The following is a 9974-nucleotide window of genomic DNA, read 5'->3' as shown; positions in this document are numbered from 1 at the left end:
TCCATCGTGGCGATGGTCGGCATCAATTTCATCATCGGGCTGAGCTCGGACGACAAGGATAAGGGGACCGAGGACGCCACACAGACGGTGAAGACCGGTGAGACGGAAAAGCCCGGGGAGACGGTGCAGCCCGCCGCGGAGGAGAAGACGGTCGCCGCGGAGCCCGCGCCCGCGGAAATCGTCGAGCCCCCCGCCCCCGTGGCGGCCGAGCCGCGCCTCACCCCGGACCAGGAGCGGCTGATCACCCTGGAGACGGACCTCATGGTCCTGCGCTTCTCCAACATCGGCGGCGCCCTGAAATCCGTCACCCTCAAGGACCACAAAGACTACGACGGCTCGCAGATCGTCCTTTTTAACAAGGCCCTGGGCGAGTACTACCCGGGGATGATCTCCACCTCGGAGTTCGACGCCCTCACCGTCCACACGGCCAACCACGCCGCGGGCGACTACACGGTCAGGGGCGCGGAAGAGTTCACCGTCACATACAGCGCCACGGTGTCGGGCATCCAGGTCGTGAAGAGCTACACCTTCCGCGGCGACTCCTACCTCGGCCTCTTCGACCTCGCCGTGGACTACCCCGTCCGGGACCACCGCTCCTTCAACCTCGACCTGGGCACCGGACTGGATCGGCAGGGGGACATGCGGGAGCTGGTCCGCAGCCTCCTGGTCACCACCGGCAAAGTCGGGGGCGAGGAGTTCGAGGAGAGCCCGGGGGACAACGATCTGGAGGAAGCCTCCGGCAATATTGATTACTTGGCCATCGCCGACCAGTACTTCGCCCTGGCCTTGAAGCCCACCGAGGCGCTCACCGGCCGGGTGGCGCTGGAACCGCTGACCGAGCCCCCGAAGATAGCCAACACCGTCATCGAGATACGCACCGACGCGAGCGGCCGCTTCGCGGATCGCTTCCAGCTCTACATCGGGCCGAAGATCTACGACGACCTCCAGGCCCTCGGGATGGGGGACGTGGCCGATTTCGGCTGGGACTTACTCGCCCCCATCGCCATCGGCGCCCTGAAGCTCCTCAATTTCTTCGAGGGCTTTCTGGGCAACTACGGCCTGGCGATTCTTCTGTTGTCCACCGCCCTCAAGCTGGTGATGATACCGCTGACGAACAAGAGTTTCCGCTCCACCATGGCCATGCAGCGGCTCCAGCCGAAAATCGAGGCCATCAAGGAGAAGTACAAGGACGACCAGCAGCGGGCGAACCAGGAGGTAATGGAGCTCTACAAGAAGCACAAGGTGTCGCCCCTGGGCGGCTGCCTCCCGCTTCTTCTGCAGATGCCGATTTTCATCGCGCTTTTCGGGGCGCTCCGCAGCGCCGTGGAGCTCCGCGGCGCCGGCTTCCTCTGGATCGCCGACCTGACGCTGCCCGATTCCCTCTTCAGCTTCGGCTTCACCATCCCCCTTCTGGGCTGGAACTCCTTCAACCTGCTCCCTGTCCTGATGACCGCCGCCATGTGGTACCAGGGCAAGATGACGACCAGCTCCGGCATCAAGCAGAAAGGTTTCACCAAGTACCTCCCCCTCATCTTCGGCGTCCTCTTCTACACCATGCCCTCGGGCCTGGTCATCTACTGGACCGTCAACACCATCCTGACCATGGGGCAGCAGTACTGGCTGCGCAAGGTGGACGAGGCCAAGGGCGTAATCGAGCCGGAGCCCAAGGGGAAGGTGGTCAAGACCGTCCCCGCCCCGGAACCCAAGGCCAAGCCGAAGCCGAAAAAAACGGAGGCCGCCTACGAGGTGCAGTGCGAGAAGTGCGGCCACAAGACGGACTGGGAAAAGACCTTGCGCTGCGAGTATAAAAACGTCAACCTCCGCTCCGGGGGGAAGGGCGACGTGGACGGGGTTTACTGCCCCCGCTGCGGGGCGGCCCTCGCCCTGGCCGTGGACGATGATCCCGACTACTCCCTGGTGGCCGCCGACCCGGAGATGCCGATCCCGCCGAAGAAAGACCGGGATTGGGGGAAGTTCCTGCCCAAGCCGAAACCGGGCGAGGATGGTTACACCAAGATCAAGACCAAGTAGCGTCCCGGCGGCCGGGGCCTTCCCTCACCCGCCGCGCACGGCCGGTCTTCACCGGGGGATGTGCAGGCCCGGGGAAGCATTTTTGAGCATACATCTCAACTGATTTACACCCCGTTTCGGGGGTTGAGGGCATCGGAGCGTAGTGTTATAGTCGGGGGCCGGATGGGGTCGGTGGGGATTTTTCACGAGGGTCCCCGGCTAAAAAACCCGCGAACCGCACCGCTAAAAACCAGCCTCGAGGGGAGTACCCAGCGATGATCGAAATACGCTTCCACGGCCGCGGTGGACAGGGTGCGGCCAGCGGTTGCACCGTCTTCGCCGACGCGGCCTTCCGCGGGGGTAAGCGGGTCCAGGCCTTCCCAATGTTCGGTGTCGAGCGCCGGGGCGCGCCCGTGGCCAGCTTCGTCCGCATCTCGGACGCCGAGATCCGCGCCCGCCACAACATCTACACCCCCGACCACGTCATCGTCCTCTCCGAGACGCTCATGGACACCGTGGATTGCACCGACGGTCTCAAACCCGGCGGGACGATCACCGTGAACACCGCCAAAACCCCGGAAGAGCTCGGCCTCAAGGGCGACTTCAAGGTCTACACCGTGGACGCCACCCGGATCTCCATCGAGCACGGCCTGGGCTCGATCACCTCCCCCATCGTGAACACGGCCATGCTGGGCGCCGCGGCCAAGGTCACCGCCCAGGCCGACATCGAGCTCATCATGCAGTGCATCCGGGAGGCCGCCCCCTCGAAACCCGAGGAGAACGCCGCCGCCGCCAGGGACACCTACGACGCGATTACTCTGTAACTCTCGAGGGGGAACCTCCGCGTTCCCCTTTTTTGTGGTGCGAAATCGGGCCGACCGACGAAACCCAGTAAAAAAACGGGGGCCAGATGCCCAACAAGCATTACATCCCACTGAAGAACATAGACGACATCCCCACCATGGCCAAGACGCTCGGCACCATGCTGGTCAACGAAACCGGCTCCTGGCGCAACGTCCGGCCGATCATTAACAACGATAACTGCATCCAGTGCGGCATCTGCTGGAAGTTCTGCCCCGACGTGTCCATCTCCGAGGACGCCGAAGGCTTCCCCGTGGTGAACCTCGTCTACTGCAAGGGCTGCGGGGTGTGCGCCATGGAGTGCCCCAAGGACTGCATCGAGATGGTGGAGGAGGTACGATGAAGAAGGTACTCACCGGCAACCACGCGGTGTCCTACGGCTCCATGCTGGCGCGGGCGGAGGTCGTCGCCGCCTACCCCATCACGCCCCAGACCCAGATAGTGGAGAAAATCTCCGAGCTTTGCGCCGACGGGGTGATGGACGCGAAGTTCATCAAGGTGGAGAGCGAACACTCGGCGATGGCGGCGTGCATCGGGGCGTCGGCGGCGGGTGCGCGCGCCTTCACCGCCACCAGCGCCCAGGGCCTGGCCCTCATGGACGAGATGCTCCACTGGGCGTCCCACGCCCGCCTGCCCGTCGTCCTGGCCAACATCAACCGCTCCATGGCCCCCCCCTGGACCATCTGGACCGACCAGAACGACACCATCTCACGGCGGGACACGGGCTGGATCCAGTACTACTGCGAGTCCAACCAGGAGGTCACCGACTCGGTCATCCAGGCCTTCAAGGTGGCCGAGCAGGTGGAGCTGCCGGCGATGCTGGTCCTGGACAGCTTCTACCTCTCCCACACCTCGGAGCCGGTGGACCTGCCGGACATCGCCCTGGTGGACAAGTATTTGCCGAAGTACCAGGCCAAGCACGACCTCGACCCGGCCAAGGGCCACCCGGCCTACGGGGCGCTCTGTAACGACGAGTGGTATTTCGAGCTGCAGATAAAGATGCAGCTTGCGATGGAGAAAGCGCTGGACGTGATCATCAAGGAAGATGAGCTTTTCGGCGAGATGTTCGGTCGCAACTACCCCGTCGTCGAGGGCTACCGCGCCGACGACGCCGAGTACCTCGTCTTCGTCTCCTCGACCATCGCCTCCACGACCAAGGACGCTGTGGACCGCGCCCGGGCCGAGGGCATCCGGGCCGGCTCGGCCAAGGTGCGCCTCCTGCGGCCATTCCCCAAACCACAGATAAGGCGGATAGCCAAAGGCAAGAAGCGCCTGGGCGTCATAGACCGCAATATCAGTTACGGCTCGGAGGGCGCCTTCTTCACCGAGATCAAGAGCTGCCTGTACCGCGAGCCGGAGCGGCCGGAAATCCACGGGTTCATCGCGGGCCTCGGCGGCCGCGACGTCACCGTGGACGCCGTGTACGAGATGATAAAAATCATCGCCGGCCGGAGCCCCGAGACCGACATCAACTGGCAGGGGGCCAAACTGGCGTAGTTCCCCGGGACGGACGTCCCCCGCGATGCGCGAAAGGACACCATGAAATACTCGATCCCCACCGAGGAGTTCGTCACCAGCGGCACCGTGGCGTGCCAGGGGTGCGGCGCGGTGCTGGCGCTGCGGTACGCGCTCAAGGCCCTGGGGCCGGACACGGTCCTCTCCGTCCCGGCCTGCTGCTGGAGCGTGATTGACGGGCCCTTCCCGTATTCGTCCACGCTGGTGCCGCTCTTCCACACGGCCTTCGAAACCGCGGCGGCGGCCGCCTCGGGCATCCGCAACGGCTTCTCCATCCGGGGCAACGACCACACCACCGTGATGGCCTGGGCCGGCGACGGCGGAACCGTGGACATCGGCATCCAGGCCCTCTCCGGCGCCGTCGAGCGCGACGAGGACATCATCTACGTCTGCTACGACAACGAAGCCTACATGAACACCGGCATCCAGCGTTCCGGCTCCACCCCCTGGGGCGCCTGGACCACCACCACCCCCGTCCGCCACTTCAAGAAGGAAGAGAAGAAAGACATGGTGGAAATCATGGTGGCCCACGGCATCCGCTACACCGCGACCGCCTGCGTGAGCCACGCCGAGGACTTCGTCAAGAAGATGAAGAAGGCCAAGGAAATCCGGGGGACGAAGTACCTCCAGATCTTCGCCAGTTGCCCGCCGGGCTGGAAGATGCAGTCGGAGGACTCGATCAAGGCCCTGCGCCTGGCCGTGCAGACCGGTATCTGGCCGCTGTACGAGGTGGAAAACGGCGTGTACAAGATCAACCACAAGCCCAAGGAGTTCAAGCCGGTGGAGGAGTACCTGAAGCTCCAGGGGCGCTTCCGACACCTGAAACCGGAGGACGTGGAGCACGTGACCCGGTGGCGCGACCGCCGCTGGAAGCTCCTGGAGGCCAAGGTGGCCATGACCCGGGAGCTCTACGGGGCGGAAGCGGCCGAGACGTAGACGCGCGGGTATTCGAATAGGGGGCGCACGCCCCCTTTTTTTACCGGGAAAACCACCCGCCTCAGGTGTGTGACGGGGACAAAAGTCCCGGTCCTATATTTAGGAGAATGCAGGGGTGAGGGGTGGGTCGTGCGTCACCCTCGTAGGGGCCGACCTTCAGGTCGGCCCGCGGTCTCCCTCTCCCCGTGGGAGCGGCGCGCCGACGGGTCGGGGTGAGGGCTGCCTTTGAAAAAAAACGGGAGGGTCAGGAGACCCTCCCCTACGAGTCACCCTCGTAGGGGCCGACCTTCAGGTCGGCCCGCAAATGGGGCGGGGTACTCAAGCCCCCGCCCTACGAGTGCAATGAGACGTAGGGCGGCAGCTCTGTATGCCGCCCTTTACGCGGGAGATATGTGAGGCACGGCCAATACCGGCCCCCATCTCTACCGTGCCCGACAATAAAAAAGGGGGCCGAAACCGGCCCCCATCTCTACCGTGCCCGCCTATAAAAAAGGGGGCCAATACCGGCCCCCTTTACGAACGATGCTTAACTCTAGAAGAAGAAGCTGATGTCGACCTTGTAGCCCATGCCGGCTGCGTTCGCGCCACCGCCGTACTCAGCGTCAGTACCAGCAACGGAAATGGTGCTGGACAGAGAGATCGGATAGGTGACCTGGAAGCCCAGGGCGATCATGTCGTTGAGGAAGTAATCCATGGCGGCGGTCAGGTTGAGACCCAGGGTGCTCTGGCTCATCTCATCGGCGTCTTCCGCGGGGGTGTGAGTCGCCATGCCGTAGAAGAAGCCGAGGCCGGCATAGCCCACGAAGGGGCCGTCGCCGACGGTGCCCAGGAAGTTGACGCCGAATTCCATGACGGACTGCGCTTCACCGGTGATGTCATCACTGGTCTTCGGAGCGAGGGCCATGTCGTAATCGAAGTAGCCCTGGAAGGTCAGGCCGGTGATGCCGTACTGCAGGACGAGGCCCAGTCCGAGCTGGTTGCCGGAATCCGTCATGCTGAGGGACTCACCAGTGCCCAGAGCCAGGCCGGCACCGAACTTGCCCTCGACCATGTTCTTGCCGAACGCGGCCGGAGCCATCATGAGCAGGACGACGGCCAAAATGAGGAATTTCTTCATGTGGAGCTCCTTAGGGTTTAGGGTTAGGACGTAGGTTACACACAAGCCTTTGATAGGCTTAGGCAGAACCCGCATGGGTTCTAACAAGATTATTGGTAGAGTATAGCCTCACCGGCAAAAAAAGTCAAATTATTCTGCAACTTTTTTCTGCAATCTGTTGTGGGGGTTAATCTTAACCCCGGTAAAACGACCCGAATACGGCGTGGGTCGGGTAACGACGCGGCATCCCTAACCCGAGCGGGTCGCCCGGGCGAGGAGAACGGTTCCGGCAATCCCCAGGGCGAAGGCGGTGACGGCCCCCGGGACCCCTCCGACGGCCACGGTGGATAGAAGTACCAGGGCCGCCGTCCCCACCCCGTAGTATAGACGCAAACGCCCGAGGCCGGTTTCCGTAGGTCTGGCCGGCGTTTCCATGTAGACCCGCTCGGCAACCGCCAGAGCCACGCCCCGCCGTCCGCCTGCCGCGTAGTGCAGACGGTGAATCGGCATGTGGACCAGCGCCGTATCGTACTTCCGGGGGCTCTCCAGCCCCCGTTGCAACAGATGCGACTCGGCCTGGGCCGGGGTGATGGAAGGCTCGACCAACCGGTATGGCTCGGGGGGCGCGTAGTAGGGGACGAGCTTGCGCTGCGGCGGGGGGAGGTTCGCGTAAAAACGACCCGCCACGTCGGCGTACGCGACCCGCCAGAGCGGCTTGTCCTCCGCGGGGGTGAAGAGATAGCAGGGCGCCCAGAGCGGCTCGTTCTTCTCGATGGTGCAGGGGATGCCCATTCGGGCGAGCTTTTCCGCCAAAAGCCCCCCCGGATCCAGCGGCGCCAGCGGGTGGACCAGGTGAGCGACGGCGCGCCCGTCCGGGGCCACGAAGCTCATCGAGCCGCAGTAGGGGCACTTGACACCCAGACCGGATTCGGTGAGCGTCCCTTTGCAGTTGTAGCAGACCGGATCGCCCATGAAGACCACCGAGCCAAAGTATGCTTTTATCATACAACGGCCGTTCGAGTCGAGTCCAGCCCGGGGGTCGCCTTGACCCGTGATGGGGATGGTCGTAAAATCCAGGCCGGTCCGGGCCGGGTTCGACCGTACCCCGACGGCGCATCGAAGGGGGCGTCGCTTGGAGAGAAAGCTTCAGATCAGCATCATCGGCGGCGCCACCTGCAACGAATCCACGGCGGCCAAGGCGGAGGAGGTCGGCTTTTTGCTGGCCGAGGCCGGGGCGGTGCTGGTGTGCGGCGGCCGGACCGGCGTGATGGAGGCGGCCTGCCGCGGAGCCGCAAAAGCCGGGGGCACCTCCGTCGGCATCCTTTTGGGGTACGATGACGCCGAGGCCAATCCCTACGTGGACATCCGGATACCCACCGGCCTGGGCGTGGCCCGGAACGCCATGGTCGTCGCCTCGGGCCGGGCGGTCATCGCCATAGACGGCTTCTACGGCACCCTTTCGGAAATCGCCCTGGCGCTCAAAATCGGCCGCCCCGTCGTCACCCTGGGGAGCTGGCTGCTTCCGCCGCCCCCCGCCGGACGGAAGACTCAAGACCCGCTTCACCACGCCCACTCGCCCCAGGAGGCCGTGGAAATGGCGCTTCGGCTGGCGCGGCAATCCCCGGATGTGACGTGAAAGAGGCGCTGCAGGCGGTCGTGGTGGGGTCGGTCCAGGGTGTGGGCTTCCGCTGGTTCGTGGTGCGCCACGCCCGGTCGCTGGGCCTCCTCGGCACGGTGGCCAACCTGCCCGATGGGACGGTCCGGGTGGTCGCGGTGGGCGAGCGGGGCGACCTGGAATCGCTCGTCGCCCTCCTGCGCGAGGGTCCGTCGGCTTCCCGCGTCTCGGACGTCAAGCTCCAATGGGCCCCGGCCACGGAAACCTACCGCGATTTCAGCGTATTATAAAAAAGGTGACTCCCCGTCCCGAGCGGCGCGGGGTTTTACGATACGATGTGCGAGCCCGAACGACGGAGGTAACGTGCCTTTCGACGGCATCGAGTCGGCCCTGAAGGCAATAAGAAACGGCGAGATGATCATCGTCGTGGACGACGAGGACCGGGAGAACGAGGGCGACCTGGTCATGGGGGCCCGGTTCTGCCGCCCCGAGGACGTGAACTTCATGATCGTCCACGGGCGCGGCATGCTCTGCACCCCCCTGGCGCCCGAGGCCACCCGGCGCCTCGAGCTCGACATGATGGTGCCCGATGCCCACTCGACCGCCCTCCTGGGCACACCCTTCACCGTCACCGTGGACTACCGCCACGGGGTGACCACGGGCATCTCCGCCGAGGAGCGTTCCAAAACCCTCCGGGCTCTGGCGAACCCCTCCTCGACGCCCGGGGATTTCGCCCGACCGGGTCACATCAACCCCCTGCGCGCCCGGGAGGGCGGGGTGCTGGTCCGCGCCGGTCACACCGAGGCCGTCGTGGACCTCTGCCGTCTGGCCGGAATCGAGTCGGTCGGCGTTCTCATCGAGATTCTCAACGCCGACGGGACCATGGCCCGCCTCCCCCAGCTCAAGGAGCTGAAAAAAGAATGGGGGGTCCGGCTCATCTCCATCGCCGACCTGATCGAGTACCGCCGCCGCACCGAGGTTTTGGTGAAGAGGGTCGCCTCGGCCCGACTCCCCAGCGTCTTCGGCGAGTTCACCATCCACGCCTTCACCTCCACCATCTCCGACGATTACCACGTGGCCCTGGTGATGGGCGAGTTCGACGGCGAGGAACCCGTCCTGGTGCGGGTACACTCCGAGTGCCTCACCGGGGACACCTTCCACAGCCTGCGCTGCGACTGCGGCCCGCAGCTCGACGTGGCGCTCCGGGCCATCGCCGGCGAAGGGCGGGGGGTCCTTCTGTACCTGCGGCAGGAGGGGCGCGGCATCGGCCTGGTGAACAAAATCCGGGCCTACGCCCTCCAGGACCTGGGGCGCGACACCGTGGAGGCCAACCTGGAGCTCGGCTTCCCCGCCGACCTGCGCGACTACGGTATCGGGGCCCAGATTCTCTACGACCTCGGTGTCCGCAAGCTCAAGCTCATGACCAACAACCCGCGCAAGATAGTCGCCCTGGTGGGCTACGGCCTCGAGGTCGTCGAGCGCGTGCCCGTGGAGGTGGACTCCACCGACGAGAACCTGCACTACCTCCGGACCAAGCAGGAGAAGATGGGGCATATCTTCGACCACCTGCCGGAGAAGGAAAAGTCGCACCACCATCAGCACGAGGTGGAGTCGGATTTCGGCGGGTCGGCCGACGTGTAGCGTCCGCGCGGCGTCCCCGGAAGTGAAAAAAGGCGGCGGATCGGCCGCATGTCCCCTCCCCCCTCTGGTGGGAAGCGCGCTTACGAGCTAGGGAGAGGGGTGCAGCGGTCCCCTCTCCCTTTCAGGGAGAGGGTGGGTGTGAGGGTAAGGGATAAAAAGGAGGGCGGGTGTGGACACCCGCCCCTACGTGTTTAGTGCCAATCCAGCATCAACCTCGTAGGGGCCGACCGACGGCGCGCCGTTTAGGTCGGCCCGCGGGCGACCGCAGAGGGTCGCCCCTACGTCATCGCAATTAGCGGG

General features: G+C 64.8%; 10 protein-coding genes. 8 read left to right on the top strand and 2 right to left on the bottom strand.

Annotated features, from left to right (window positions below):
• From yidC to NTW26_02950, 5 genes are all read left to right on the top strand, one after another.
• On the top strand, window positions 1-2031 hold a 2031-nt coding region (gene yidC, locus NTW26_02970), incomplete at its 5' end, for a membrane protein insertase YidC (protein ID MCX7021235.1).
• Between the two features lie 254 nt (window positions 2032-2285).
• Window positions 2286-2834: a 2-oxoacid:acceptor oxidoreductase family protein gene (locus NTW26_02965; GenBank protein MCX7021234.1), complete on the top strand. Its 549-nt coding sequence runs from the start codon at window positions 2286-2288 to the stop codon at window positions 2832-2834.
• 86 nt (window positions 2835-2920) lie between these two features.
• Complete coding sequence (locus NTW26_02960; GenBank protein MCX7021233.1) at window positions 2921-3214, top strand: 4Fe-4S binding protein; 294 nt, start codon at window positions 2921-2923, stop codon at window positions 3212-3214.
• Window positions 3211-4368, top strand: a complete 1158-nt coding sequence (gene porA / locus NTW26_02955; GenBank protein ID MCX7021232.1) for a pyruvate ferredoxin oxidoreductase — start codon at window positions 3211-3213, stop codon at window positions 4366-4368. Before NTW26_02960 ends, porA begins: the two co-directional genes overlap by 4 nt.
• A 42-nt stretch (window positions 4369-4410) precedes the next feature.
• On the top strand, window positions 4411-5322 hold the full coding sequence (locus tag NTW26_02950; protein MCX7021231.1) for a 3-methyl-2-oxobutanoate dehydrogenase subunit beta: 912 nt from the start codon (window positions 4411-4413) through the stop codon (window positions 5320-5322).
• Window positions 5323-5854: 532 nt separating this feature from the next.
• Here NTW26_02950 and NTW26_02945 read toward each other — a convergent pair.
• Window positions 5855-6439: a hypothetical protein gene (locus tag NTW26_02945; GenBank protein MCX7021230.1), complete on the bottom strand. Its 585-nt coding sequence runs from the start codon at window positions 6437-6439 to the stop codon at window positions 5855-5857.
• A gap of 228 nt (window positions 6440-6667) precedes the next feature.
• Entirely contained in the window at window positions 6668-7423 is a 756-nt protein-coding gene (locus tag NTW26_02940; protein ID MCX7021229.1) for a hypothetical protein, read from the bottom strand.
• Window positions 7424-7550: 127 nt separating this feature from the next.
• Between NTW26_02940 and NTW26_02935 the strand changes: the two genes are divergently transcribed.
• The 3 genes from NTW26_02935 to NTW26_02925 all read left to right on the top strand — a co-directional run bounded on the left by NTW26_02935 (window position 7551) and on the right by NTW26_02925 (window position 9674).
• Window positions 7551-8054: a TIGR00725 family protein gene (locus NTW26_02935; protein MCX7021228.1), complete on the top strand. Its 504-nt coding sequence runs from the start codon at window positions 7551-7553 to the stop codon at window positions 8052-8054.
• Window positions 8051-8323, top strand: a complete 273-nt coding sequence (locus NTW26_02930; GenBank protein MCX7021227.1) for an acylphosphatase — start codon at window positions 8051-8053, stop codon at window positions 8321-8323. Before NTW26_02935 ends, NTW26_02930 begins: the two co-directional genes overlap by 4 nt.
• A 73-nt stretch (window positions 8324-8396) precedes the next feature.
• Window positions 8397-9674 carry a bifunctional 3,4-dihydroxy-2-butanone-4-phosphate synthase/GTP cyclohydrolase II gene (locus NTW26_02925; protein MCX7021226.1) on the top strand — a complete coding sequence of 426 codons (1278 nt, stop codon included), beginning with the start codon at window positions 8397-8399 and terminating at the stop codon, window positions 9672-9674.
• The last annotated feature ends 300 nt before the right edge of the window (window positions 9675-9974 follow it).

This window comes from bacterium (assembly GCA_026398675.1).
GTDB lineage: Bacteria > RBG-13-66-14 > RBG-13-66-14 > RBG-13-66-14 > RBG-13-66-14 > RBG-13-66-14.
The sequence above is the reverse complement of the archived record's forward strand: the minus strand, read 5'-3'. Positions and strand labels throughout refer to the sequence as shown.

Coding starts and splice junctions, on each gene's coding strand:
- NTW26_02965 (MCX7021234.1), top strand. CDS start 2,286: ATGATCGAAATACGCTTCCACGGCCGCGGTGGACAGGGTGCGGCCAGC.
- NTW26_02960 (MCX7021233.1), top strand. CDS start 2,921: ATGCCCAACAAGCATTACATCCCACTGAAGAACATAGACGACATCCCC.
- porA (MCX7021232.1), top strand. CDS start 3,211: ATGAAGAAGGTACTCACCGGCAACCACGCGGTGTCCTACGGCTCCATG.
- NTW26_02950 (MCX7021231.1), top strand. CDS start 4,411: ATGAAATACTCGATCCCCACCGAGGAGTTCGTCACCAGCGGCACCGTG.
- NTW26_02945 (MCX7021230.1), bottom strand. CDS start 6,439: ATGAAGAAATTCCTCATTTTGGCCGTCGTCCTGCTCATGATGGCTCCG.
- NTW26_02940 (MCX7021229.1), bottom strand. CDS start 7,423: ATGATAAAAGCATACTTTGGCTCGGTGGTCTTCATGGGCGATCCGGTC.